The organism is Solidesulfovibrio carbinoliphilus subsp. oakridgensis (genome assembly GCF_000177215.2).
GTDB classification, from domain to species: Bacteria; Desulfobacterota; Desulfovibrionia; order Desulfovibrionales; family Desulfovibrionaceae; genus Solidesulfovibrio; species Solidesulfovibrio carbinoliphilus.
In genome coordinates this window covers 3,839,656-3,865,283 of record NZ_CM001368.1, presented here as the reverse complement: position 1 = coordinate 3,865,283, position 25,628 = coordinate 3,839,656, and the positions used below count along the sequence as shown (strand labels likewise).

The following is a 25,628-nucleotide window of genomic DNA, read 5'->3' as shown; positions in this document are numbered from 1 at the left end:
CAAAGCCGATGGCCCCTTCCGGGCAGGCGGACCATCCCGCCAAGCCCGCTTCCGGCAAGTCCACTTCGTCGGGGCCCGGCCGGCGACGGAGAGCCGGCCTCTTGACAGGACGCTTTTTGCGCCCTATGGAGGGGCGTCCCGTGGACAGATGAGGAGATCATCAGACGATGCCTTCCCGACTGACCCCCGTGCGTTCGCGAAAACTCGGCGACCTCGTCATCCAGCAGATCCAGGAGAAGATCTCCCTTGGCATCTTTGCGCCCGGGGCGAAGATTCCGACCGAACCCACGCTCATGGCCCAGCTCGGCGTGGGGCGCTCCACGGTCCGCGAGGCCATCCGGGTCCTGGTCAGCGCCGGGCTGCTCGAAGTCCGGCAGGGCGACGGCACCTACGTTCTCGACCGGACGACCGGCCACGAGCCCCTCGAATACCGCCTGCGCCGGTCCACGGCCGAGGAGATCCGCGAAGTCCGCCGCATCATCGAGGTGGAGACGGCCCGGCTCGCGGCCCAGAACCGCACCCCGGCCGACATCGACACCATGCGCGAGGCCCTGGAAAAAAAGCGTACGGCCCGGGCGGCCGGCGATTCCCACGGCTATGTGACGGCCGACATCGCCTTCCATACCGCCGTGGCCGCGGCCAGCGGCAACGGGCTCCTGGCCGATCTCTACCGCAGCTTTTCCATGGTTTTTCAGGACTTCCTCGACATCCTCATCGCCGACCGGGGCGTCAACCAATACCAGGACCGCATCCACCACGGCCTGCTCGATGCCATCGCCGACAAGGACCCGGACAAGGCGGTTTCCTTTGCCATGGAAGCCCTCGACCGCACCACCAGCGACGCCAAGGCCCTGGAGGATCGCTGAGGGGTGGACCGGTTGCCGCTTTTTTTGACGGATAAACATCAGATGATCTGATAGCAAGGCCAGACCTGGGCCCGGGCAGGTTTGGCGCGGGCTCTCGGAACGTCGCAACCGGCGGACAGGCCCTCGCGGCCGGCCGCCCCAGACCGGAGTCGTCCATGCGTGTTTCCAAGTCGTTTTTGATGGTGCTGTTCCCGGCTTTCCTCGTCTACTATGTGGCCGTGGCCGACGCCGCCCTGCAGGGCCACCGCCTGTCCGCCCGGCCGGCCGGCCTGGCCGGGATGGGCCGGCTCATCCCGCGCCTGCCCGAGTCGGTGACCGACTCCCTGCGCACGGCCATGGACGGCCTGCGCCAGAAGGTCCTGGCCTCCGGGCTCATGACCGACACCCGGCCAAGCCCCGAACAGGCGCGCCGGGACTTCGCCGCCCTGTGGGCCGATTTGGAAGGCCCCCGGCCGGCCGTGGCCGTCCCGTCCCGGCCGGCGGAGAACCCGGGCTATCCGGTGCTGGAGCCCGGCCAGGACTAGGCCCGGCGCCGCTTGGGCCAAAGCCTCTCCACCCGGCTGGACCTCTTTGGAAGAAATCTTCTATTCCAGCGAGATAGCTTCGATTTTCGGCCTCGTCCCTTGACACCCCCCCTTTCGGTTGTTACCCGTTTGGCACTCTATTCCACCGAGTGCCAAACGGGGATGCGCCATGCCGCTTCTGGAACGCGAACGGGAAGTCCTGACCACCATCATCGAGGCCTACATCGCAACGGCCTCGCCCGTGGGCTCGCGCGCCGTGTCCAAGCAGAGTCCGCTGCGCCTTTCCCCGGCCACCATCCGCAACATCATGGCCGACCTGACCGAGGCCGGCTACCTGGCCCAGCCCCACACCTCGGCCGGCCGGGTGCCCACGGCCCGGGCCTTCCGGTTCTACCTCGACGAGGTCATGCGGCTTCGCCCCCTGGCCGAGACCGACCAGCGCCGCATCACCGACAACCTGGCCACCGCCGGCCTCGAGGTCGGGGAACTGTTGCGCCGGGCCTCGCGGCTCCTTTCCGGGCTCTCGTTGCAGGTGGCCATGGTCATCACCCCCAACCAGGCTGCGGCCCGGTGGAAGCGGCTCGACTTTTCGCTTTTGAATCCCGGGCTGGTCATGGTGCTGCTCGTCCTGCAGGGCGGACTGGTCCGGACCCGGGTCATCGAGGCCGACCCCGGGGTCACGGCCGACGACCTGGTCAGCTACGCCAATTACCTGAACCATCTTTTCACCGACCGGACCGTGACCGAGGTCCGGGCCAGGCTCGTGCGCGAACTCGACGAGGCCACCCGCACCCTGGACGCCTTGTGCCGGCAGGCCCTGACCCTGGCCCGGACCGCCTTTGACCACGAGCGCGAACCCGCAAGCGAAGTCATCGTGGACGGCACTCCCAACATCCTGGGCCAGCCCGAATTCACCGACGCCGGCCACATGCGCGAGCTCATGTGCGTGCTCGAAGAGCGCACCGTCCTGCTCGAACTGCTGGACAAAACCGCAAACGAACTTAAAACGGTGATTACGATCGGCGGCGAGTCGGATCTGGCCGCCCTGGCCGACCTCGGCGTCATCACCGCCCCCTACGGCATGGGGGCCATGTCCCTGGGCGCCATCGGCCTCATCGGCCCTTTGCGCATGGACTACGCCAAGCTGGTGCCGGTGGTGGACTACACCGCCCGCACCCTGACCCGGCTCCTGGACCGGCACCTGTAACCGATACGACACCCTGCGCCAGGCGCGGCCGGCCCTGTCCGGCCTTTTGCCGCGTCCGGCGCTGCATATGGGAGGATCCATGGCCCCTGACGAAAAGCTTTCCGAGGCACAGGCCACGCCCGAAGGCGCGGCCGACACCCCCGCGCCGACCCTCGAGGAAGAGGTCGCGGCCCTTCGCGCCGCCCTGGCCGCCGAGTCCGACCGCCGGCTGCGCAGCCTGGCCGAGACCGAGAACCTCAAGAAGCGGCTCCTCAAGGAAAAGGAAGAGTTCCAGAAGTACGCCACCGAATCCCTCGTGGCCGAACTCGTCCCCGTCCTTGACCACCTCGATCTGGCCCTGGCCCACGGCCGGGGCAACGACGCCTGCAAGGACTTCGTCGTCGGCGTGGACATGACCCGAAAGGCTTTCCTTGACATCCTCGGCCGCCACGGCGTGGCCGAATTCGGCCGGACGGGCGAGCCCTTCAACCCCGAAACCCACGAGGCCCTCGGCATGGCCAGCCTGCCCGATCTGCCGGCCGACACCGTGGCCCAGGTGGTCCAGAAGGGCTACACGCTGCGCGGCCGGCTCCTGCGGCCGGCCAAGGTCATGGTCAACAAGATCTGACCGCGTCCGGGGGCACTTTTTCGCCAATCCCCCCCTTTACTCGAAAAATACGGACCTTATATACCTGCCTGTCTCTCGGAAAAAATCCGTCGCCAGACGGAAGACCATACAGGAACCAACAAGGAGGAAAGGCTATCATGGGTAAAATAATCGGGATCGACCTCGGGACCACCAACTCCTGCGTCTATGTCATGGAGGGCAAGGACCCGAAGTGCGTCACCAACCCCGAGGGCGGCCGCACCACCCCGTCCATCGTGGCCTTCACCAAGGAGCGGCTGGTCGGCGAAATCGCCAAGCGCCAGGCCGTCACCAATCCCGAGCGCACCATCTTCGCCATCAAGCGCCTCATGGGCCGTCGTTTCGACGCCCCGGAAGTCACCAAGTGGCTGGCGCACTGCCCCTATAAAATCGTCGAGGGCACGGGCGGCGACGCCTACATCGAGGTCGAGGGCAAGAAGTACAGCCCCTCGGAGATCTCGGCCATCATCCTCGGCAAGCTCAAGAAGGACGCCGAAGCCTACCTCGGCGAACCCGTGACCGAAGCCGTCATCACCGTGCCGGCCTACTTCAACGACGCCCAGCGCCAGGCCACCAAGGACGCCGGCCGCATCGCCGGCCTCGAAGTCAAGCGCATCATCAACGAGCCGACAGCCGCCTCCCTGGCCTACGGCTTCGACAAGAAGTCCAACGAGAAGATCGCGGTCTTCGACCTTGGCGGCGGCACCTTTGATATCTCCATCCTGGAAGTCGGCGACAACGTCGTCGAGGTCCGGGCCACCAACGGCGACACCTTCCTTGGCGGCGAAGACTTCGACCATCGCGTCATCACCTTCCTGGTCGAGGAATTCAAGAAAGAGACCGGCATCGACCTGTCCCAGGACCGCATGGCCCTGCAGCGCCTGAAGGAAGCCGGCGAAAAGGCCAAGAAGGAACTGTCCACGGCCATGGAGACCGAGGTCAACCTGCCTTTTATCACGGCCGACGCCTCCGGTCCCAAGCACATGATGGTCAAGCTGACGCGCGGCAAGCTCGAATCCCTGGTCCATGACCTGGTCCAGCGGACCGTGGAGCCGTGCCGCAAGGCCCTGGCCGACGCCGGCCTCAAGACCACCGACATCGACGAGGTCGTGCTGGTCGGCGGCATGACCCGCATGCCGCTGGTGCAAAAGGCCGTGCAGGAGTTCTTCGGCAAGGAGCCCAACCGCTCGGTCAACCCGGACGAGGTCGTGGCCATGGGCGCGGCCATCCAGGGCGGCATCCTGGCCGGCGACGTGAAAGACGTGCTCCTTTTGGACGTCACGCCGCTGTCGCTTGGCATCGAGACCCTGGGCGGGGTGTTCACCAAGCTCATCGACCGCAACACCACCATTCCGACCCGCAAAAGCCAGGTGTTCACCACGGCCGCCGACAACCAGCCGTCCGTGTCCATCCACGTGCTCCAGGGCGAGCGGCCCATGGCCGGCGACAACATGACCCTTGGCCGCTTCGAGCTGACCGGCCTTCCCCCGGCGGCCCGCGGCATCCCGCAGATCGAGGTCACCTTCGACATCGACGCCAACGGCATCGTCAACGTCTCGGCCAAGGACACCGGCACCGGCAAGGAGCAGTCGATCCGCATCACCGCCTCCTCGGGCCTGTCGGAATCCGACATCCAAAAGCTCATCAAGGATGCCGAGAGCCACGCCGAGGACGACAAGAAGAAGCAGGCCCTGATCGAGATCAGAAACCAGGCCGACACCCTGGTCTACACCACGGAGAAATCCCTGGCCGAGCTTGGCGACAAGGTCGACGCGGCCACCCGCGGCGAGATCGAGTCCAAGCTCAACCACGTCAAGGAAGTGCTCAAGGGCGAGGATTCCGACGCCATAAAGCGCGCCACCGACGACCTGTCCCAGGCCTCGCACAAGCTGGCGGAAAAGCTCTACCAGCAGAAAGCCGAGGCCGGCGGCCAGCCCGGCGGCCCCGAAGCCGGCGCGGCCGGACCCCAGGCCGGCAAGGCCGGCGGCGCGGACGAGGACGTGGTCGACGCCGACTATACCGAAGTGAAGTAAGGCCCGCGTCCGCGCGGACTTGCCTTCGCGCCCCATTGCGCGTATCGGAAAGCCTGACTCGTCCCCCGGACGGGTCAGGCTTTTTCGTATTGTCCGACGTGCACGGCGGCTCGGCCGCCAAACCCCGGTTCGCCCATGAACGCCAAGGCCATTCCCATGACACCGCGTCTTTTTCCCCGCCTCGCCGCGGGTTTCCTGTTGTGCCTGGTTCTTGCCGCCCTGACCGGTTGCGGCGGCCTCTTCACCCAGCCCGCGCCGCCGCCCCCGCCGCCGGTGGCGCCCCCCGCGCCCGTGGCCCCGACGCCGCCACCCCAGCCCGTGGCCGTCAACCGGGTGGCCGTGCTCCTGCCCCTTGGCGGGCCGTTCCGGGAGCTCGGCGGCAAGGTGCAAAAAGGCATCAAGGCCGCTCAGGACGCCCTGGCCGCCGCCGGCACGCCGCTCGACGTCATCGTCATCGACGCCACCCAGCCCGGCTGGGCCGACAGCGTGCGCGCCTTGCCGCCCGAGGTCACCCTCGTCGGCGGTCCCATGCATCCCCTGACGCTCAAGGAGCTCCAGTCCACGGGGCTGCTCCAGAGCCGGGTCTTCCTGGCCTTCCTCTCGACCCTCGGCGAGGCCCGCGAAGGCATCGACGCCTGGCGGTTTTTCCCGAGCGCCGAGGACGAGATCGACGCCCTCCTGCGCCTGTCTTTGACCGACTACGGCATCACCCAGTTCGGCATCCTGCGCCCCGGCGACCGCTACGGCCAGTCCATGGGCGAGGCCTTCGCCCTGGCCACCACGCGCCTTGGCGGCCAGGTCACGGCCACGGGCGTCTACTCGGCCCAGGATCCGTCCAGCTGGGACGGCACCGTGGCGGAAATGCTCAAGACCGGCGGCGGCCGGCCCGGCTTCGGGGCCGTGTTCGTGCCCGACGAATGGGCCCGGGCCGACAAGGTGCTGCCCGCCTTTTTCCGCAACAAGGTCGAGGACCTGCTGATCCTCGGACCGCAGCTCTGGACCGAGGCCCTCTACCGGGCCGCGGCCTCCAAGACGCAGATCAACATCCAGAACTACCGTCTGGCCGTCTGTCCGGGCGCCTGGTGGCCGGAAAACCAGGGCAAGGCCACCCAGGCCCTGCTTGCCGCCATGCGGGCCGCCGGCGAGGACCATGCCGACCTGTGGGAGGCCGTGGGCTTCGACTTCGCCCGCCTGGCCGCCAGACTCGGCCGTATGCCCCAGGGCGCGGCACCCCAGGAAGTCAGCTCGCGTCTGGCCCAGGCCGCCTCGGGCATGGATTTCAGTATGGCCCCCCTGTCCTACGGCCCGGACGGCAAGGCCCACGTGGCCATGTACCTGTTTCGGCCTTCGGTGGCCGGTCCGGTCCTGCTCGATCCCGAGGGCTTCCGCCAGCGCCTGAACGCCATCCGGCAAAAGGCCCTGGAAAATCCGGCCCCCGAGACCGAGCAGTCCTACGCCCCGGCCCAGGCCCCGGGCGCCGCAGCCCCGGCCGCCGTTCCCCAGCCGCCAGCCCAGCCCGGCACCCTGCCGCCGGCCGCTCCGGCCCGGCCCGTCGTCCAGCCGGCCGTCCCGGCGCCGGCCGAGCCCCAGGCCCCGGTGCCGGCCCACCGGCAGGCCATTCCGGCATCCTGAGACATCCCAAGGAAGACCTTCCCATGAAGATACGCCCCGATGAAGTGGCCAAGGTGGCCAAGCTGGCCCGGCTGCGCCTGGACGACGACAGCCTCGAAGCCTTTGCCGGCCAGATGGACGGCATCCTGGCCTACATGGAAACCCTTGGCGCGGTCGATACCGACGGCGTCGAGCCCCTCTACAGCCCGGTGCTCCACGAGACCCCGCTGCGCGCCGACGTCGCCACCAAGGCCTGCGCCCGCGACCGGATCCTGGCCAACGCCCCGGCCACGGACGGCCAGTTCTTTATCGTTCCGAAAATTGTTTAAGAATGAACGGGGCTCCGCCCCGAGCCCCGCCGGGGGGAATCATTTCCCCCGGACCCCCTCGCTTTGGGGAAAGGGGGATGAGCCAGAAAGGGATTCGTCATGTCCGAGATCGTTCGTCTGTCCCTGACCGAGGTCCGCGACACGCTGGCCGCCACGGAAATAAAGGCCGAAGAGGCGGTGGCCGCCTGTCTGGCCCGCATCGAAGCCACCGAGCCGAAGCTTCGGGCCATCCTGCACCTTGGGGCCGAGTCGGCCCTGGAAAAGGCCCGAGCCATGGACGCCGCCGGTCCGGATCCGGCCAAACGCCTGTGGGGCGTGCCGGTTCTCATAAAGGACGCCATCTGCGTGGCCGACGCCCCGACCACCTGCGCCTCCAAGATCCTCGAGAATTTCGTGCCCTTCTACGACGCCACCTGCGTGGAGAAGTTGAAGGCCGCCGGCGCCATCCTTCTTGGCAAGGCCAACATGGACGAGTTCGCCATGGGCTCCTCCACCGAGAATTCCGCCTACGCCGTGACCGCCAACCCCTGGGACACCAGCCGGGTCCCGGGCGGATCGAGCGGCGGCTCGGCTGCGGCCGTGTCCGCCGGCCAGTGTTTCGCCGCGCTCGGCACCGACACCGGCGGCTCCATCCGCCAGCCGGCCGCCTTTTGCGGCACCGTCGGCATCAAGCCCACCTACGGCCGGGTGTCGCGCTACGGTCTGGTCGCCTACGGATCGAGCCTGGACCAGATCGGACCGCTTACCCGCACCGCCGACGACGCCGCCGCCATGCTGACCGTCATTTCCGGCCACGATCCCAGGGATTCCACCTCGGCCCCGCGCCCGGCCCCGGACTTCGAGGCCCTTCTCGCCGGCGCGGGTGATCTGCGCGGCCTGACCATTGGCTTGCCGGACGAGTACTGGGGCGAGGGCGTGGACGACGAGGTCCGGGCAGGCTGCCAGGAGGCCGTGGACGCGGCCAAGGCCCTTGGCGCCACCGTCGTGCCGGTCTCCCTGCCCCACACGCCCTACGCCGTCGCCACCTACTACATCGTGGCCATGGCCGAAGCCTCCTCCAACCTGGCCCGGTTCGACGGCGTGCGCTACGGCTACCGCGCCCCCGAAGCCGTCACCCTGGAAGAGCTCTACGAGCTGTCCCGGTCCAAGGGCTTTGGCCCGGAAGTCCGCCGCCGCATCGTCATCGGCACCTACGTCCTCTCGGCCGGCTACTACGACGCCTACTACCGCAAGGCCGCGCAAGTCCGCCGGCTGATCCGCCAGGACTTCCTGGACGCCTTCGCCAAATGCGACGTCATCTGCGGCCCGACCTCGCCCTTTGCCGCCTTCCCCATCGGCCAGATGTCCGGCGATCCGCTCCAGATGTACCTGAGCGACATCTTCACCATCTCCCTGAACCTCGCCGGCCTGCCCGGCCTGTCCATGCCCGTCGGCCTCGGCAAGGACTCCGGGCTCCCCATCGGCATGCAGCTCTTCGGCCCGGCCTTCGACGAAGCCGCCATCCTGCGCACCGCCAAGGTGCTGGGGAACGCGCTGCCGCAGCTGCCGCAGCCGAGTGGAATCTAGGAATGAAGATGCCTCCGGCGGCCGGGGGGGATCATCCCCCCGGACCCCCTGAAAGGGAAAAGGGGGGGCCATGGCGCTGCGACCGAAGCTCGTACGCTTACAGGAAAAGAGATGCGGCTGGCCGTTGCCGTAAGCGGCGGTGCGGACAGCCTGCTGTCGCTTGGCCTGCTGCGGGCCGAAGGCCACGATGTGGTGGCCGTGCATGCCCATTTCCTGCCGCCGGACATGAAAGGGCAGGAGTTGGCCCGGGCCATCGAGACCCAGTGCGGCCGGCTCGGCGTGCCCTTTGCCGCCGTGGACCTGTCGCGGGAGTTTGGCCGGCAGGTCGTAGCCCCCTTCATCGCGGCCTACGCCGCCGGCCAGACGCCCAATCCCTGCGCCGCCTGCAACCGGGACATGAAATTCGGCCTGCTCATGGAGGCGGCCCGGGAACTCGGGGCGGACAAGCTGGCCACCGGCCACTTTGCCCGGCTGCAGGAAACCGACCGCGGGCCGGCCCTTTTCCGGGGGGCCGACGACTCCCGCGACCAGAGCTATTTCCTGTCCCTGGTGCCGCGAGACGCCCTGGCCCGGGCCGTCTTTCCCCTGGCCCGCCGGCGCAAGGCCGACCATCCGGCCGCCCTGGCCGCCCTTGGCCTGGCCCCCCCGCTCCCCAAGGAATCGCGCGAGGTCTGCTTCGTGCCCGGCGACGACTACCGGGCCTTTCTCGAAGCAAGCGGCGCGGCCCTGACCGGACCCGGGCCCATCGTCCTGACGGACGGCACCCGACTCGGCACCCACCAGGGCCTGTGGCGGCACACCATCGGCCAGCGCAAGGGCCTTGGCATCGCCTACGCCGACCCCCTCTACGTCCTTGGCAAGGACACGGCCGCCAATACGCTTGTGGTCGGCGTCCGGGCCGATCTCGACGCCACCGCCTGCCGCACCGGCCCGGCCAACCTCCTGGCCGATCCGGCCGGCTGGCCGGCCACCGCCACCGTCCTGGCCCAGACCTGCTACCGCATGCGCCCGCGCCCGGCCCGGGCGGTCCTCGGCCCGGACGGCGGCCTGGCCCTCACTTTTGACGCCCCCGTGGCCCGACCCACCCCCGGCCAGGTGGCGACGGTCTACGACGCGGCCGGCCGGGTCCTGGCCGGCGGCGTCCTTGTGCCGGACACCCTGCCGTCCCCGCCAGACCGGACCTGACAAGCCCATGGCCCCGACCATCCGCAACGTGCTCCTGGACCGCGACGGCACCATCATCGAAGACCGGCACTATCTTTCCAACCCGGACGGCGTGGTCCTGGTTCCGGGCGCGGGCGAGGCCCTTGGCCGCCTGACCCGGGCCGGGGCCCGGCTTTTTTGCGTCACCAACCAGTCCGGCCTCGGCCGGGGCTATTTCAAACAATCGGATTTCGAGGCCGTCCAGGCCCGGCTGCTGGCCCTGCTCGAACCACATGGCGCGGTCCTTGCAGACACGGCCTTTTGCCCCCACGGCCCGGACGACGGTTGTCCCTGCCGCAAACCCGCCATCGGCCTCTTCGCGGCCCTGGCCGGCCGGTACGGCCTCGTGCCGGCGGAAACGGCAGTCATCGGCGACAAGGCCTCGGACATCCATTTCGGCCTGGCCCTCGGCTCGCCGCTGACCATCCTGGTCGCCACCGGCCACGGAACCGAGCAAGCCGCCGCCTGCGGCCTGCCGGGGCTTGAGGCCCCCCTGCTCGTCCTCGCCGACCGACGGCCCGGCTGGCCCCACGTCCTGGCCCGGGACCTGCCGGCGGCGGCCGCCTACCTGCTGGACGAAGGGTTTCTTCCGGCCGCCCTCCCGTGAACCGGGGCCAAATGGCCCCCCCTGCGCCAGACCGGCCCCGCCTCCGTCAGAGGAAGGACTCACGGCCGGACGGCCGCTCCAGCGCCGGCCGGCCTGCCCCTTTTCGCCCCGGGCAAGACATTCACCCGCTCTTTCGACAAAAAACTCCATAAAGATTCGGTTCTAGCCGCCACCCCCGGGAAATGCGTCCTGGGCCTTTTGGAAAAGGGCCCTGACCGAGAGGCCGAAACCGGTCACCACGGCCACGGCCACGCCGGCGACGAGGCTGGCCAGGATGGCGTATTCCGAGCTGGTGGCCCCGGATTCGTCGTTTAAAAACCGCAGGATACGGTCTGCCATGAAGCACCTCGCAAAGTCGGTGTTTCGCGCAAACGGGCGGAAGGATTCGGAGCGGGACAAAGCGGAAAGGCCGGACGACGGTCTGGTCATCCGGGCGAAGGGGGTGAAGAGACGGTAGCGGGGGAGGCCGCCCCTGTAAAGGGCCTTTGGGAAACCGACTCCGGCCGGGACAGGCGTCCCGGCCGGGGCCGGTCAGAGGACGCGGCTCAGTTGGCCTTGCCCCGGGCGGCCTTGTAGGCCTCGGCCTTTTGCCAGCTGTCCTGGCGGCGTTTTTCCTCGACCATGGCCAGGCGGCGGCAGACATCGGCGGCCAGGTCGCCGCCGCCCTCGCCGGCCGGCAGGTTCACGGCAGCCAGATCCTCGGCCATCTGCTTTTCCATGCGCTCGGATTCGAGAAACATCACGTAGGCCAGCGCCAGGGCGGCCTCGTTCTCCTCGGTGCCGTCGCAAAGCATCTCGATCTGGGGCAGCGGCACGGTCTCGAAAAGCCTGTCCACGAACAGGCCAATCCACTTTTCCGTCAGCGACGGCAAAAGGCGCGGCGTGGTCTCGGCCACCACCCGGACCGCCTCGGCCCCGAGATCCGGCCGGGCCATGCCGACAAAGGCGGCCAGGGCCTCGGCCCGGCCGGCGTCGTCGGTGCGGGCCACCCGCCGCAACAAGGCGTTTTTGGCCTGCTCCCAAAGGGCGGCCGTTCTCTGGTCGTCGGTCATGAGACATCCTTGTCCGTGTCGGACTCCCCGGGCGGCAGCACGTCGATGATGCGGCCGGGCAGGGCGTTTTGCGCGCCGAGGGTCCGGCCGTCGGCGGCGATGTGCTTGCGGCCGTCCACGATCACGATGCCCGTGCGTTCGAGCACCTCGCGGCGGAAGGCGTATTCCTCCTGCATGCGCCGGGTCTTGTAGAGAAACCACATGCGCACGAGGTAGCTCAGGCACCAGGCCGCCACCAGCCCGAGCATCACCCACGGGGCGATGACCTCCACGTGGTCCCCGATGCGCAGCAGCATCTGGATGACCGCGTCGAGGTAGTAGAGCGCCGCGCCGAGAAGGATCATGCCGCCAAGGAGGATGATGGTCGGCAGCCCCCGCGACAGGCTGATCAGCCGGCGCAGCCGCTCCGGCATGTAGCGCATGTGCTCTTCGTCCATGGCCGGCTCGCCCTTGAAAAAGCGGGTGAACCCCATGCCGATGATGTTGACCACGAACATGATGGCCACCGGGGCCAGGATCAGGGCCACGGCGTAGGGAATCCAGGGGAAGCGGAACTGGATGGTGCCGTCGGGCAGTTTCTGGGAATTGATGATGCCGTAGCACACGGCGGCGATGGTGACGGCGAATTCCACCAGGATGACCCCGATGGAGAGGAAGGTCAGCAGGTTCTTTTTTTCCCTGTCGGAAAGGGCCATGCCGAAGCCGCCGAGAACGGACGGGCCGGCCTTGGCTTCGGTGGCATCGTTGTCTTGCGGGGTATCCATAGAGTCTTTTCTACCTTGCCGGGCAAGCGGGCCGGCGTGCCATACTCAAACCGCCCCGTGGCGCCCGGCAAGCGGGGGCCACGGGGACGTCGGGCAACGTCGGGGACGAGGTTGCGGGGAAGACCGGGATGGTGACCACTCCTGGCCGCCGGCCCGGCCGCTGCCGGCGGGCGGCGTCCCGAGCGGTTGGCCTGCGCCGATTCGAACGAATGCCGGGAAACGTTTCGCCGTCCACGACGCCCCGAAAGACGCCGTCCGGCAAGGCCTCCCGCCACGGGGAGCCCTCTTCTTTCCCGACATCCCGGCCACGTCATCAGGTAAGGGTAAACCGGCGATATGGCAAGTCCCTTCGGAGCGGTCCGACGGGGTATCCGCCTGCAATCCCTCAGGGAACGGCGGCCAAATAATCGCAGTCCCCAGGGCCCGCCGTGGCCGGCTCGATGCGGCCCGGAATCTCCGGCAGGATGACGCGCAGGGGCAGGTCCGGGGCCAGGCGCCGCACTTGATAGGGCATGCCCCGCTTCCAGGCGTGGGTCGTGCCGCAAAGGACGACCAGGACCCGGCCCGGGTGGGCGGCGAGGTAGTCCCGGGCGAAGACGGCCATGGCCGTGTCCCAGACCACCTGCGCCTCGCAGAAATACCGAAAATCCGTGCCTCCGGCATGGTCGCCGGCCACGCGCCGCAAAAACGCCTCGTAGTCCCGGTCCACCTGGCAGGCCACCAGGGGCAGCCCCCCCCGCTCCTCGGGGGTCAGGGCGGCGAATCCCTCCCGGGCCACCTTGCGGGTCAGGCCCCGGGGGACGTTCAGGCCGACGAGCGGGATGCCCGCCTGCCGGCAGGTCCGGAAGATGTCGCGGTAAAGGGCAAAGGTGTGGCCCCAGTAGGCCGCAAAGGCTTTTTCCAGGACCTCCTCGTCCACCCGCCCGAGGAGATACCCGTCCAGAAGCGCCTGCTCCCCGGCCGGAAACATCTCGAGGCCCACCGACACCCGGGCCCCGGTGGCGGCCACGGCCCGGATCACGTCCAGTTGCAGCCGGTGGTGGGCCGGATCGTCGTGGGTCTCGCCCACGGCCACCAGCCGGCAGCGGGCCAGGTCCTCGGCCACCCGGCCAAGCGGCAGCCAGGCCCCGGTGTGGACGTCGAGCAGGCTGTCCCCTCCCCGGGCGCAGGACCGGCCGGCCAGGAAGGCCGCCACGAGCAGGGCGGCGGCCGCAAAGAGGGAGACCGCCGTGACGAACGCCAGGGGCGCAAGCCGGGACCTCGATGCGGCCCGGCGCGAAAAAAGGGGCAAGGGGCGGCGCATCCCCCCACGCTACCACACCGCCCGGCCGATGCAACCGTCCAGGCGGCCCTACCGGGCCAGCCTGATCCCCTGCTGGGCCGGCACGTAATCGAGCAGGGCGAAATCGCGGCGCACGGCGGCCGGGTCCTCGCCCCGCTGTTCGAGGCGGCCGGCGGCGATGGGTCCGAGCCGGCCGGCCGCCTCGCGCAGGTAGCCCAGGCGGTCCGGGTCGATGCCCATGACCCGGCAACAGGTGGCGTCCACGGCCACGGCCGAGCGGCCCATGACCAGCACCCCGGCCGGGACCGGATCGCCCATGATGGGCCCGTCGCCCTCCATGCCGACGATGCCGTCCACAATGGCCAGGGCCGGACGGACCGTGGCGTTGATGTCCAGGATCGAGGGCTCGATGCCCGCGAAGTGCAGGGCGTTTTTGGGCCAGCCGTAGACCACGCCCGGCATGACGCCGAAAAGGTTTTTCATCGACAGCGTGGCCCCGGCCCAGTGGTGGGTCTTCATCTTGGCCAAAGACACCACCAGGTCCGCCTCGCCGAGGGCGTCCGGCAGCCACAGGTCGCCAAGCCTGCTCCAGCTGCCCTGGTTTTTCACCCGGTGGACGGGCCCGGTGTTGAGGTCCCGGAAGGCGAGCCGGTCCTCGGCCAGGACGTCGGCCAGGCCCGATTCCTCAAGCACCAGCCAGGCGTCGCGGCGGTGTCCGGCCCCCTCGGCCACCACCACCCCGGCCGCGCCCAGGGCCAGAAAGGCTTCGGCCGCGGCCCGGACCACCAGCGGATGGGTGTTGATGTGGCCGGCCCCGGCGTGGGGTTCGACCAGATTGGGCTTTAAAAGCACCCGCTTGCCGGCCACCTCCCCGGGCGTGACGCCGAGCTCCGCCAGGCCCCGGCGCAGGATGCCGCCAAGGTCCGCGCCGTAGTCGGACGCCTTGGCCACAAAGACCGGGGTCTTGGGCCGGCCGTCGACGGCGGTGTCGCAGCCAAGGCCCGCCCCGGCGGCCACGAGGCCGGAGGCGGCCAGCAGCTTGACGGCCTGCCGCCGGGAAAACCGGGGGCAGGCCGGTGTGTCAGGCCGTGTCATGCTTCCCTCCGCCCCACAGGGCCTCGAAACGGCCGCCGCTTCCGGCGGCGGCCAGGAGTTGGGCCAGAAGCGGCGTGTCGTACGGGCCGTAGCGGTCCTGGCGGGCCAGGGCCAGGCGCAGATTGCCGAGCACCTCCGGTCCGGCCTGGCCGTAGGCCCCGAGGCCAAAGGCCCGCCAGGCGGCGGCCAGGGGTGTGGCGGCCGCGCACTCCGGGCCGGCCAGGTAGGCCAGGCTCTTGGCCACGGCCTGCCGGGGCGGGCCGCCGGGCAGGACGGCCAGGGCGGCCAGGGCATGGCCCGTACACTCGGGAATGGGCAAAAGCGTATTCTGAAAGACCCTGGTGTTGCCGTAGTTCCAGCCGCCGTCCGGGAGCTGGCGGTCGAGGAGCATCCGGCCGGCTTCGGCCAGGGCCCCGGCCGGGGGTTCGGCCAGGGCGGACAGGGCCAGCATGGCTTGGGCCGTGGGCTCGACCCAGGAGTGCGTCCCGTCGATCCAGGACCAGCCCTTGAGGCTCGGGTCGTGCCCGAAAATGCCGCCTTCGCTTTTCGGCCAGGTCGCGCCCGGATGCCCGGCCAGCCAGGCGGCGGCGGACCGGACCGGTCCCGCCAAGGCCGGGTCGGGCCGCCAAGCGAGCAGGGCCAGGGCCGTGGGCCAGGCCGCTTCCGGGCGTTCGGCCAGAATCGGCACCCGGCCGTCCGGCCGCTGGGCCTCGGCCAGGGCCTTTCGGGCCCCGGCCACGGCGTCCGGCGCCCGTCCGGCGGCGTAAAGGGCCAGGGCCGCCCAGGCCGTGGCGTCCGGGCGCGCGGCCGCCCCCGGGGCCACGGCAAAGGAACCGTCCGGCAGGGCCCGGGCCAGCAGGGCCGCGTAGGCAGGGGCCAGGTCGTTTGTATCCATCCGGTCTCCGTTGGCTTGGCCCAAGCATAATGCCGCAAAGCTCCGGGGCAAGGGGCGGGGCGGCAAGGCGGGCCTGGCCCGAAGACCAAGCAGGAACCATGCCGGGGCCGCATCCTGGCCGGCCGCGGCCCGGCCCCCAGGGGGCAGGAAAGGTTTGGCCCACACTCTCGTAGCGCAAAAGGTTGGCCCCAGGCCGTTTCGGCCGGCCCGGTCTTCCCGACCGTGGGACCGTATTTTCCGGCCGGTCCGGGACGGCAGATTCCATTATTTATAGACGAGCGCATTCCGGACCATCGACCTTCCTCGCAGGACTTGATATTGGAACATTGTGTGTTACCTTCGGCAAGCCTCGTATGTTGAACCCTGGAATGCCTTTTTGCCCCAAGGAGCGGGTGTGCCCAAAGACGCTCATGGTCTGGATCAGGATTTGCCTTCCCTGGCCGTGCTGGTGGTTGACGACAATGATGTCAACCGGCTGTACATGCTGCATCTGCTGCGCAAGTTCGGCCACCGGCCGGCCACGGCCGGCAACGGCCGCGAGGCCCTGGACGCGCTTTCCCGCGAACCGTTCGACGTGGTCCTCATGGATGTCCAGCTCCCGGACATGGACGGCCTGGCCGTGACCAGGCTCGTCCGGGCCGGACAGTGCGGGACGGCCAATCCGACGCATATCCCCATCCTGGCCCTGACCGCGTTCGCCATGGCCGAGGACCGGGAGCGGTGCCTGGAGGCGGGCATGGACGACCATCTGGCCAAACCCGTCCGCGTGCCGGAGCTTCTGGCCGCCGTGGCCCGCGCCGTCGAACGGAGGCGGCCGGAACGCGACCCCCGATCCCCCGAACCGCCGGCGTTCGACCTGTCGGCCTTCACCCGGGAGAGCCGCAAGGAATTCGCCGCGGAAATGCTCGCCCTGTTTCTGGACCTGGCCGAGCCCAAGGGGAAGGACCTTGGCGAGGCCATCAAGGCGGGCGACATCGAGGCGGCCATGGCCCTGGCCCATGACCTGGCCGGCATGGCCGGACCGTTGCGGGCCAAGCGGTTGCACGAAACCATGAAAGCGCTCCAGGAGGCCTGCCTGACCGGCAACCTGTCCGCCTGCCGCGCCCACCATGCCCTGGCCGACCGGGAACTGGCCACGGTCCTTTGCGCCGTGCGAGCCCACCCCTACCTCTCCTGCGGGACGCCCTGACCGGGCCGACGCCATGGCGAACATCCTGGTCATCGACGATGACGCCTTTTTCCGGGAATTTCTGGCCCGGCTGCTGGCCGCCGAAGGGCACACCGCCGTGCGGGCCGCCACCATGGCCGAAGCGGCCGCCCGGGCCGGGGTCGAGGATTTCGACCTGATCTTCCTGGACGTGCGCCTGCCGGACGGTTCGGGCCTGGACCTCCTGCCCAGGCTTCGTGCCCTGCCGAGCGAGCCCGAGGTGGTCATCATCACCGGGGCCGGCGACCCGGACGGCGCGGAACTGGCCATTTTGAGCGGGGCCTGGGACTACATCGAGAAAAAAGCCAGCCAGGAGGCCCTGCGCCTGGCCTGCCTGCGGGCCCTGCGCTTTCGCGAAAAAAAGCAGGACTCCCTGCCCGTGCGCCGGGCCGGCATCATCGGCAGCGGCCCGGTCATGGAGCGGACCCTGCGCCAGATGGGCCGGGCGGCCAGGAGCCAGGCCAACGTGCTTCTCTTTGGCGAGACCGGCACGGGCAAGGAGCTTTTCGCCCGGGCCATCCACGAGAACAGCCCCCGGTCCGGGGCCGATTGCGTGGTCGTGGACTGCGCGGGCCTGACCGAGTCCATCATGGCCCGAGAGCTTTTCGGCCACCGCCGGGGGGCCTTCACCGGGGCCTCGGGCGACACCCCGGGCCTGCTGGCCCGGGCCCACGGGGGCACGCTTTTTCTCGACGAGGTCAGCGAGCTGTCCCTGGAGATGCAAAAGGGCTTTTTGCGGCTCCTCGAAAGCCACACCTACCGGCCGCTCGGGGAAAACCGCGAAATCCCTGTCGATTTCCGGCTGGTCTGCGCCAGCAACCGCGACCTGCTGGACATGGTCGCGGCCGGGACCTTTCGGGAGGACCTCTTCTACCGCATCCGGGCCGTCACGCTGCGCCTGCCCCCCCTGCGCGACATCCTGGACGAGCTGCCGGAACTGGCCGAGCACCACCTGACGCGCATCTGCCGCACGGCCAAGCTGCCGCTCAAGACCCTGGCCCCGGAACTCGTCGATCTGTTCACCCAGTACCACTGGCCGGGCAACGTGCGCGAGCTGGCCCACGTCCTTGACGCCCTGGTCGCGGCCGCGCCGCTCGAGTCCGAGCTTTTGCCCTCGCACCTGCCGCGCGACCTGCGGGTCCATTTCGTGCGGTCCAGGGTGGCGCGCGGCCAGCGGGAATACGACGCCGGCCAGCCGCCGGCCCAGGCCCTGCCCGAAACCGACGGCCCGGGCCAGGGGCCCGCCACCCTCGAGTGGAACGCCTACAAGCACGCGGCCCACGCCCGGGTGGAGCGGGTCTATCTCGAAACCCTGTCCCGGGCCTCTTCCGGCGACGTGCGCGCGGCCATGAACCTGTCGGGCCTGAGCCAGTCGCGCCTCTACGGACTTTTGCGCAAGCACGGCCTGCGTCTTAGCCTCTCGGGTGGCGTTCGCTGAAAAACATGTCGCTATTTTTCATGAAAAATTAGTTATTTAAATGTCTTATTCTCGAAATTCGTACGCACGAATTTCGAGAACGCGCCACGCGGCTTCTCCCGACACCCCGGCGACGCCACACCTCCCCCGCTTCTTCCGTTTCCTCCGGCCGCCACGGCCCGGCATCCACATTCCTGCCTGACGACTCCTATAAAAGAGGAATCACCAGGCCCTCCTTCGAGGGCTGCTCTTTTTTATCAAACAATACCGGAATATTAAAGAGGAGCCGCTTTGGCCCGGCTTTTGTAAAGAAGGCGCCACCGGGGCGCTGCCTCAAGGACCCCACGGAGCGAACGGTGCCAAGGCGGCTGCCCTCCGCCTCGCGCCCCGGTCACGACGCCAGGCGGACGGGCCGCTGCCGCGTCAAAGCGAAAACCACGGACCCAACCGCCAACCGGGCGGTTGGCCGGGACAAGGACGGAGACCATGCCGAACACCCAGGAAAATCTGTCGCAGGTGGCGACCCTCGCCGGCGGCTGTTTCTGGTGCGTGGAATCCGACCTGGCCAAACTCCCGGGCGTTGTCCGGGTGGTTTCCGGCTACACCGGCGGCACCGAGCCCCAACCCGACTACGAGCGGGTGTCCTCGGGCCGCACCGGCCACTACGAGGCGGTGCAGGTCTTTTTCGATCCCCGGCGGATCAGCTACCGCCAGGTCCTGGACGTCTTTTTGCGCCACATCGACCCGACCGACCCGGGCGGGCAGTTCGCGGACCGGGGCCGGCAGTACCGGCCGGCCGTCTTCTACCATACCGAGGCGCAAAAACGCGAAGCCGAGGCCGCCCTGGCCGGGCTCACCGCCTCCGGCACCTTTGACGAACCCCTGGCCGTGGCGGTCCTGCCCTTCGCCTTTTTCCAGGACGCCGAGGACTACCACCAGAATTACGCCAAGACCCACAAACTCCAGTACGAGACCTACCGGCGGTTTTCCGGCCGGGACCGGTTCCTCGAACAGGTCTGGGGCCCAAAGGCCCAGCCGGCCGCGACCTCCGGGACGAGCGGCGACTGGCGCAGGTTCGCCAAGCCCGATGCCGCCACCCTGCGCCAACGCCTGGCCCCCTTGGCCTACGACGTCACCCAGAAGGAAAAAACCGAACCGCCCTTTGAAAACGCCTACTGGGACAGCAAGGCCGAAGGGCTGTACGTGGACGTGGTGTCCGGGGAGCCGCTTTTCAGCTCCCGCGACAAATTCGATTCCGGCACGGGCTGGCCGAGCTTCACCAAGCCGCTGGTTCCGGAAAACATCGTGACGCGTGAGGACAAACGGTTTTTCTCCACGCGCACGGAAGTGCGCAGCCGCCACGGCGACTCGCACCTCGGGCACGTCTTCACGGACGGCCCGCCCCCTTCAGGGCTACGGTATTGCATGAATTCCGCCGCCTTGCGTTTCGTCCCCAAGGACGACCTCGAAAGCGCGGGCTACGGCGAATTCGGCAAGGACTTCCTATAACTCCGCTTTCCCTCCCCTCCATCCCCCGGTCCCGGGACGGCATCCGCCGTCCCGGGGCTCCCGCCTTTGCCGGCCCCGCCGGCATGTGAAACAGGGAACAAACCACTGGAAAACCCCGGATAGATGGGCTAGTTTTTCTCCGCACCGTGCCGCAAAAGCCCGGGCGGGCCGCCACCACGGCGCCGCCAGCACCGACCGACAGGAGACGTGCGTGCCCAACACCGGGGAACATCCGTGGCCATAAGCGTCAAACACAAGCTCTGGGCGCTTTTCGGCTGCATCCTGGCCGGATTCCTCCTGGTCTTCGCCGTCGACGTCTTCGAAGGCCGCCGCATCGAACGCACCCTCGAACTCGAACGCCTGGCCGTCACCGCCCAGATCGAGGCCCTCGGCATGCGCCGGCAGGAAAAAAACTACTTCCTGCGCCACGACCCGGCCGTGCTGGCCCTGGTCGGCCGCCACCAGCAGGCGGCCAGCCAGTCCATCCGGGCCATCCGCCACCTCGACCCCGAAAACGCCCAGGCCTGCGACGCGGCCTTGCGGCTGCTCGGCGCCTACCAGACCGGCTTTGAAGCCATGGCCGGCAATCCCGACGCCTCGGGCGTGGACGCGCCGGCGGCCCTCTTTCTCGAACGGTCCCAGGCCCTGGAACGGCTGGAGGCCGTCTCCCCGGACCTGCGCCGGGGGCTCGCGCGCCTTGGCCGCCTGGAAAAGCGGTGGCTGGCCGCCGACAACCCCGATTCCCTGCGGCGCCTGGAGGCCGAGGTCGCGGCCCTGCACCAACGGGCCGAGGACGGCGGCCCGGGCGACGCGGACACGGCCACGGCCCTGGCCGCCTACCGGGAGGCCCTTGGCGTCTACGCCGGCCGGCTCGAGGACCTCGGCTCCACCAGCGCCATCTTCGTGGCCGCGGCCAGGGACCTCGAACCCATGACCGAAGCCCTGCGCGCCCACTACGAAACCAGACGCCGGGACATCGCGGCCACGGCCACCCTGGCGGCCTGGAGCATCCAGGCCGCCATCGTCGCCCTGGTGGCCCTGGCCGCCTGGGCCGTGTTCCGGTCGGTCGCCACCCCCCTTTCCATCCTCGGCCGCCATGCCCGGCGGGTGGCCCGGGGCGAGGGAACCAACCTCGATCCGGCCGCCTTTTCCGGCGAGTTCCGGGCCCTGGCCGAAGACTTGAGCCGCATGGAAAGGCATCTGGTCGCCACCATCCTCGACGTGACCCGCAAGGAACGCGAGGCCGCCGAGGAGGCCCGGCGCGCCCGGGAAGCCCGCCGGCGGGCCGAGGACCTAAGCCGCGTCAAATCCAATTTCCTGAGCCTCGTCTCCCATGAACTGAAAACACCGCTGACCTCCATGGTCGGCTTCGCCCAGGTCATGATCCGGCGGCTCGAACGGGGCGTGTTGGCCGACTATGTCGCCAAAAACGCGGACGTGGCCGCTGAATGCGCCCGGTTCCACGAAAACCTGGCCATCATGCTCGAAGAGGGCCGGCGGCTGGCCAAGCTCATCGAAAACGTCCTGGAACTGGCGGCCCTCGAATCCGGGGCCGCCGCCCTGACCATGGGCCCGGTGGCCGTTTCCGACCTGGTGGACCGGGCCGTGGAGCCGTTTCTCGAACCCATGGCCCAAAAAGGTCTGCTGTTTCTGCGCGACATCGAGAGCGACCTGCCGCCGCTGCGCTGCGACCGGGAACGCATCGTCTACGTGCTGCGCCACCTCTTTTCCAATGCCGTCAAATTCACCGAGGCCGGGCAGATCGTCTGCCGGGCCAGGAGCGAGGACGGGATGGCCGTCATCAGCGTGGAAGACACCGGCCGGGGCATTCCCCGGGAAATGCGCGAGGCGGTCTTCGAGAAATTCCTGCAGCTCGGGGACAACCTGACCGGCAAAATGCCCGGACTCGGCATAGGCCTGGCCGCCTCCCGGGCCGTGGTCGAATTCCACGGCGGCCGCATCCGCATCGCCGGCGAGCCGGGGCGGGGCAGCGAAGTGTCTTTTACCGTGCCGCTGTCCCAAGCGGCCTGACGACCGGCGGGCGGGCCGCTTTGCTTCGCCGGAAGCCTTTGCTAGGGTGCGGCTGGCGATTTACAACATCGAGGCGATTCCATGATCCAGGACGAACTCGGCAAGCTGCGCCTGAAACTCGTCGCCATCACGTTGGCCTTCTCCTTCATTCCCCTGTTCAGCCTGGGCCTAGCCCTCTACGACCGCTTTTACGACACCTATTCCGATAAAGTGTACGGCAGCTTGAGCAACCTGGTGGAAAACAAGAAGGTCACCATCGACCTGTTCCTGGCCGAACGGATGGCCCAGCTTTCCACCCTGGCCCAGACCGAATCCTACCGGGAACTGTCCACCGATCCCTACCTGGAACACATCTTCGGCGTGCTCCAGCTGCACGGCAAATCCTTCCTCGACCTGCAGGTCATCGACCAGAACGGCATCTGCGTGTCCTACGTCGGCCCCTACAAGCTGCGCGGCATCGACTACAGCCACGAGGAATGGTTCCACCAGGTCATGGCCAAGGGCATCCACGTCAGCGACGTCTTCCTCGGGTTCCGCAAATACCCCCATTTCAACATCGCCGTCAGCCGCCGCGAGGGCGACAAAACCTGGGTCCTGCGGGCCGCCATCGACTCCGACATCTTCGACTCCCTGGTCCGGAGCATCCACCTCGGCAAGTCCGGCGACGCCTTCATCCTCTCCTCGGACCACGTGCTCCAGACCAAGCCGCGCTTCGGCCACGCCCTCTTCGACACCCTGATTTTTCCGGAGATCCCCCATTTTTCCGGCACCCGGGTGGAAAGCCTGACCATTGACGGCCAGACCTCGCTCTACGCCATGGCCTGGCTCAACCACAAAGACTGGCTGCTGATCATCAAGGACGACCCCCGCGAGGAGCTCCTGCCGGTCCTGCGTGCCCGGTGGCTCCTGATCCTGCTCCTCTCCGGGGGCACCCTGGTCATCATCGGCGGCGCGGTCTTCATCGCCAACGGCACGGTCCGGGAGCTCATCCGGGCCGAGCGGGAAAAGGCCACCCTGGACGCCTCCCTCACCCAGTCGAGCAAGATGGCCGCCCTTGGCAAGCTGGCCGCCGGCGTGGCCCACGAGGTCAACAATCCACTGGCCATCATCATGGAAAAGGCCGGCTGGATGCGCGACCTCTTAGGCGAAGAGGACATCAAGGCCAGTCCCAATTTCCAGGAGTTCGAGGACGCGGTGGCCAAGATCGAATTCCACGTCCGCCGGGCCAAGGACGTGACCCACCGGCTCCTCGGCTTCGCCCGGCGCATGGAGCCGACCCAGGAGGACATCGACGTCAACCTGCTCCTGGACCAGACCCGGTCGTTTCTGGAAAACGAGGCCAGCTTCCGGGGCATCACCTTTTTAAGCGACTACCAGAAAGACCTGCCCCGCATCGCCTCGGACACCTCCCAGCTCCAGCAGGTCTTTTTGAACATCATGGACAACGCCATCGACGCCATCGACAAGAACGGCTCCATCACCGTGACCACCCGGGCCGCGCCCGACGTCCCGGAAGTGGAAATCGTCATCGCCGACACCGGCAAGGGCATGTCCAAGGAAGCCATGGCCAAGATTTTCGACCCCTTCTTCACGACCAAAAAAGTGGGCGAGGGCACGGGATTGGGCCTTACCATCAGCTACAGCATCATCAAGAAGCTGGGGGGCCGCATCGAGGTGACCAGCGAGGAAGGCCGAGGCACGGCCTTCCACATCACCCTGCCGGTCGGCGCGTGAGGCCGGGGAGCGCCAAAACCGGCCCCGACTTGCGGCAATCCGACACCAACCCGCCCCGGGAGGCATGGATGGGACTTCGCGTACTGGCCGTGGACGACGAGGCCGACTTCATCGAGACCCTGGTCAAGCGGTTCACCTACCGCCAGATCCCGGTCACGGCCGCCGCGAGCGGGGCCGAGGCCCTGGCCCACCTGGACCGGCAAGACTTCGACGTGGTCATCCTCGACATGCGCATGCCGGGCATGGACGGCCTGACCGTGCTCAAGGAAATCAAAAAGCGCCACCCCCTGGTCGAGGTCATCATCCTGACCGGCCATGCCTCGGTCGAGGCCGGCATGCAGGGCATGTCGCTCGGGGCCTACGACTATGTGCTCAAACCCGTGGATTTCGGGGAACTGCTCGAAAAAGCCCGCAAAGCCTACGAGCGCAAACAACTCCATGAATCCCAGCGCAACGGCTGACGGCCGCACCCCGCCGCTTTGGCCCCACACGCTCCTCGCGCCGGCCCTGGCCGGCGCGGCGGTGCTCCTGGCCCTGGCCGCGCCGCCCCACGTCGGCGTCGGACTGGCCCTTTTCGCGGGCGCGGTCTGCATCGGGTCGGCCCTGGTCCTGGCCCGGCGGGTGCGGCGCGGCGAGCGGGAGGTCCACGAGCTGGACCTGCAACTCCTCCAGTCCCAGAAGCTGGCCGCCATCGGCGAGCTGTCCTCGGGCATCGCCCACGAGATCAACAATCCGCTGGCCATCATCACCCAGGAACTCGATCTGGTGCGCGAGATCGCCGGAGAGGGCCCGGACGTCACGGCCGCCGACCTGGCCGAGGCCCGGGACTCCCTGGCCGAGATCGGCAGGCAGGTGGACCGCTGCCGGCTCGTCACCCACAAGCTTCTCAATTTCGCCCGCAAGATGGAACCCGTGCTCCAGGAGGAGGCCCTCGACCAGGTCATCGAGGACATGGCCCTTTTGGCCGAGCGCGAGGCCGCGGGCCGGGGCCTTGCCATCGTGCGCGACTACGCCCCGGGCCTCCCGCCCATCCGCACCGACGTGCCGCTCCTGCGCCAGGTGATCCTGAACCTCCTGACCAACGCCCTGGCCGCCACGCCCAAAGGCGGCACCATCACCGTCTCCACCCGGCGGGACGAAAAAACCATCTGCATCGAGGTCCGCGACACCGGTTGCGGCATCCCGCCGGAAAACATGCAAAAAATCTTCAATCCTTTTTTCACCACCAAGGAACCTGGCAAGGGCACGGGCCTTGGCCTGTCCCTGGCCCACGGCATCGTCACCCGCCTGGGCGGAACCCTTGCCGCCGAAAGCCGGCCCGGCCAGGGCGCGGCCTTCACCGTCACCTTGCCCCTCTAACCACCCTACGGAGAACGAGACCATGGCCGATCCCATCCGCGTGCTGATCGTGGACGACGAGGAGCGGTTTCGCGACACCCTGGCCAAGCTCCTCACCCGCCACGGCTTTGCCGTGCGCACGGCCGGCGGCGGCCAGGAGGCGCTGGCCCTCCTTGGCGCCGCCCCGGCCGACGTCATCGTCCTTGACGTCAAGATGCCGGGCCTCTCCGGCCAGGAGGCCCTGCCGCTCCTGCGCGCCGCCTGCCCCGAAGCCGAAGTCCTCATCCTGACCGGACACGCCTCGGTCGACATCGCCTCGGCCATGATCGCCGGCGGCGCGGCCGATTATCTCCTCAAGCCCTGCCCCACCGACGAACTCGAAGGCGCCATCCGCGCCGTCTACGACCGCCGCCAGGCCACGCGGCCCAGGTAAGAGAGGAAGTAATTTAAGATGCCTCCGGCGGCTGGGGGGGATTTTCCACCCCCCCCGGACCCCCTGGACGGGAATAGGGAGAAGCGGACGCGGGAGGAAGGGCGGTCATTTGCGGACGCTCGTCGTCCGGGGGCGGGGCAGAGGGTTGGATTTTTCCCAGCGAAAGCGTAGGAATCCGACAGCGTTTTTTTATGTATCGGGCGCGGCTGCAAGACAAAGCGCCCCGCTCCACCCCTTGAAGAGTTTTTGGGGAGGGTGGGGGTTCGGGGGAGGGAACCCCTTTTTGCAAAAAGGGGTTCC

24 protein-coding genes are annotated in these 25,628 nt (G+C 68.5%); 18 read left to right on the top strand and 6 right to left on the bottom strand.

The genetic code is table 11. The features are described from left to right. The first annotated feature begins 167 nt into the window (after positions 1 to 167). From DFW101_RS20230 to DFW101_RS16895, 10 genes are all read left to right on the top strand, one after another. Positions 168 to 866 carry a FadR/GntR family transcriptional regulator gene (locus DFW101_RS20230; RefSeq protein WP_009182738.1) on the top strand — a complete coding sequence of 233 codons (699 nt, stop codon included), beginning with the start codon at positions 168 to 170 and terminating at the stop codon, positions 864 to 866. Positions 867 to 1,021: 155 nt separating this feature from the next. Next, the gene (locus DFW101_RS16935) at positions 1,022 to 1,390 is read left to right on the top strand and encodes a hypothetical protein (protein ID WP_009182737.1); all 369 of its coding nucleotides are present in this window, start codon (positions 1,022 to 1,024) and stop codon (positions 1,388 to 1,390) included. A gap of 169 nt (positions 1,391 to 1,559) precedes the next feature. Further along, on the top strand, positions 1,560 to 2,597 hold the full coding sequence (gene hrcA / locus DFW101_RS16930) for a heat-inducible transcriptional repressor HrcA (protein WP_009182736.1): 1,038 nt from the start codon (positions 1,560 to 1,562) through the stop codon (positions 2,595 to 2,597). Positions 2,598 to 2,676: 79 nt separating this feature from the next. Then, positions 2,677 to 3,204, top strand: coding sequence for a nucleotide exchange factor GrpE (locus DFW101_RS16925; RefSeq protein WP_009182735.1), 528 nt, complete (start codon positions 2,677 to 2,679; stop codon positions 3,202 to 3,204). 137 nt (positions 3,205 to 3,341) lie between these two features. Further along, positions 3,342 to 5,255, top strand: coding sequence for a molecular chaperone DnaK (gene dnaK, locus DFW101_RS16920; RefSeq protein WP_009182734.1), 1,914 nt, complete (start codon positions 3,342 to 3,344; stop codon positions 5,253 to 5,255). 156 nt (positions 5,256 to 5,411) lie between these two features. Beyond that, positions 5,412 to 6,887, top strand: a complete 1,476-nt coding sequence (locus DFW101_RS16915) for a penicillin-binding protein activator (RefSeq protein ID WP_232286103.1) — start codon at positions 5,412 to 5,414, stop codon at positions 6,885 to 6,887. A 23-nt stretch (positions 6,888 to 6,910) separates the two neighbouring features. Beyond that, positions 6,911 to 7,195, top strand: coding sequence for an Asp-tRNA(Asn)/Glu-tRNA(Gln) amidotransferase subunit GatC (gene gatC / locus DFW101_RS16910; RefSeq protein ID WP_009182732.1), 285 nt, complete (start codon positions 6,911 to 6,913; stop codon positions 7,193 to 7,195). A gap of 99 nt (positions 7,196 to 7,294) precedes the next feature. Beyond that, positions 7,295 to 8,761: an Asp-tRNA(Asn)/Glu-tRNA(Gln) amidotransferase subunit GatA gene (gatA, locus tag DFW101_RS16905; RefSeq protein ID WP_009182731.1), complete on the top strand. Its 1,467-nt coding sequence runs from the start codon at positions 7,295 to 7,297 to the stop codon at positions 8,759 to 8,761. A 111-nt stretch (positions 8,762 to 8,872) separates the two neighbouring features. Next, entirely contained in the window at positions 8,873 to 9,946 is a 1,074-nt protein-coding gene (locus DFW101_RS16900; protein ID WP_009182730.1) for a tRNA-specific 2-thiouridylase, read from the top strand. Between the two features lie 7 nt (positions 9,947 to 9,953). Then, on the top strand, positions 9,954 to 10,571 hold the full coding sequence (locus DFW101_RS16895) for a D-glycero-alpha-D-manno-heptose-1,7-bisphosphate 7-phosphatase (RefSeq protein ID WP_009182729.1): 618 nt from the start codon (positions 9,954 to 9,956) through the stop codon (positions 10,569 to 10,571). A 162-nt stretch (positions 10,572 to 10,733) separates the two neighbouring features. Here DFW101_RS16895 and DFW101_RS16890 read toward each other — a convergent pair whose 3' ends face one another. The 6 genes from DFW101_RS16890 to DFW101_RS16865 all read right to left on the bottom strand — a co-directional run bounded on the left by DFW101_RS16890 (position 10,734) and on the right by DFW101_RS16865 (position 15,659). Continuing rightward, positions 10,734 to 10,910: a Flp family type IVb pilin gene (locus DFW101_RS16890; RefSeq protein ID WP_009182728.1), complete on the bottom strand. Its 177-nt coding sequence runs from the start codon at positions 10,908 to 10,910 to the stop codon at positions 10,734 to 10,736. 206 nt (positions 10,911 to 11,116) lie between these two features. Continuing rightward, the gene (locus DFW101_RS16885) at positions 11,117 to 11,623 is read right to left on the bottom strand and encodes a hypothetical protein (protein WP_009182727.1); all 507 of its coding nucleotides are present in this window, start codon (positions 11,621 to 11,623) and stop codon (positions 11,117 to 11,119) included. After that, entirely contained in the window at positions 11,620 to 12,387 is a 768-nt protein-coding gene (locus tag DFW101_RS16880) for a hypothetical protein (RefSeq protein WP_009182726.1), read from the bottom strand. Before DFW101_RS16880 ends, DFW101_RS16885 begins: the two co-directional genes overlap by 4 nt. Positions 12,388 to 12,772: 385 nt before the next feature. Further along, positions 12,773 to 13,678, bottom strand: coding sequence for a ChaN family lipoprotein (locus DFW101_RS16875; RefSeq protein WP_232286101.1), 906 nt, complete (start codon positions 13,676 to 13,678; stop codon positions 12,773 to 12,775). Positions 13,679 to 13,738: 60 nt separating this feature from the next. Then, entirely contained in the window at positions 13,739 to 14,764 is a 1,026-nt protein-coding gene (locus tag DFW101_RS16870) for a DUF362 domain-containing protein (RefSeq protein ID WP_009182724.1), read from the bottom strand. After that, positions 14,751 to 15,659, bottom strand: a complete 909-nt coding sequence (locus DFW101_RS16865; protein ID WP_009182723.1) for a prenyltransferase/squalene oxidase repeat-containing protein — start codon at positions 15,657 to 15,659, stop codon at positions 14,751 to 14,753. The genes DFW101_RS16870 and DFW101_RS16865 overlap by 14 nt, the downstream gene beginning before the upstream one ends. Before the next feature lie 394 nt (positions 15,660 to 16,053). Between DFW101_RS16865 and DFW101_RS16860 the strand changes: the two genes are divergently transcribed. The 8 genes from DFW101_RS16860 to DFW101_RS16825 all read left to right on the top strand — a co-directional run bounded on the left by DFW101_RS16860 (position 16,054) and on the right by DFW101_RS16825 (position 25,328). Next, positions 16,054 to 16,848, top strand: coding sequence for a response regulator (locus DFW101_RS16860; RefSeq protein WP_009182722.1), 795 nt, complete (start codon positions 16,054 to 16,056; stop codon positions 16,846 to 16,848). Positions 16,849 to 16,861: 13 nt separating this feature from the next. Next, positions 16,862 to 18,304 (top strand): sigma-54-dependent transcriptional regulator, encoded by a 1,443-nt coding sequence (locus DFW101_RS16855; RefSeq protein ID WP_009182721.1) that lies wholly within the window; start codon positions 16,862 to 16,864, stop codon positions 18,302 to 18,304. A gap of 465 nt (positions 18,305 to 18,769) precedes the next feature. Then, positions 18,770 to 19,792, top strand: coding sequence for a peptide-methionine (R)-S-oxide reductase MsrB (msrB, locus tag DFW101_RS16850; protein WP_009182720.1), 1,023 nt, complete (start codon positions 18,770 to 18,772; stop codon positions 19,790 to 19,792). A 207-nt stretch (positions 19,793 to 19,999) separates the two neighbouring features. Then, complete coding sequence (locus DFW101_RS16845; RefSeq protein WP_232286099.1) at positions 20,000 to 21,823, top strand: sensor histidine kinase; 1,824 nt, start codon at positions 20,000 to 20,002, stop codon at positions 21,821 to 21,823. An 81-nt stretch (positions 21,824 to 21,904) separates the two neighbouring features. Continuing rightward, positions 21,905 to 23,557 carry a sensor histidine kinase gene (locus DFW101_RS16840; protein WP_009182718.1) on the top strand — a complete coding sequence of 551 codons (1,653 nt, stop codon included), beginning with the start codon at positions 21,905 to 21,907 and terminating at the stop codon, positions 23,555 to 23,557. Between the two features lie 68 nt (positions 23,558 to 23,625). Then, entirely contained in the window at positions 23,626 to 24,018 is a 393-nt protein-coding gene (locus tag DFW101_RS16835) for a response regulator (RefSeq protein WP_009182717.1), read from the top strand. Further along, positions 23,996 to 24,916: a sensor histidine kinase gene (locus DFW101_RS16830; RefSeq protein WP_009182716.1), complete on the top strand. Its 921-nt coding sequence runs from the start codon at positions 23,996 to 23,998 to the stop codon at positions 24,914 to 24,916. The genes DFW101_RS16835 and DFW101_RS16830 overlap by 23 nt, the downstream gene beginning before the upstream one ends. Before the next feature lie 22 nt (positions 24,917 to 24,938). Further along, positions 24,939 to 25,328, top strand: a complete 390-nt coding sequence (locus DFW101_RS16825; RefSeq protein ID WP_009182715.1) for a response regulator — start codon at positions 24,939 to 24,941, stop codon at positions 25,326 to 25,328. Positions 25,329 to 25,628: the final 300 nt, after the last annotated feature.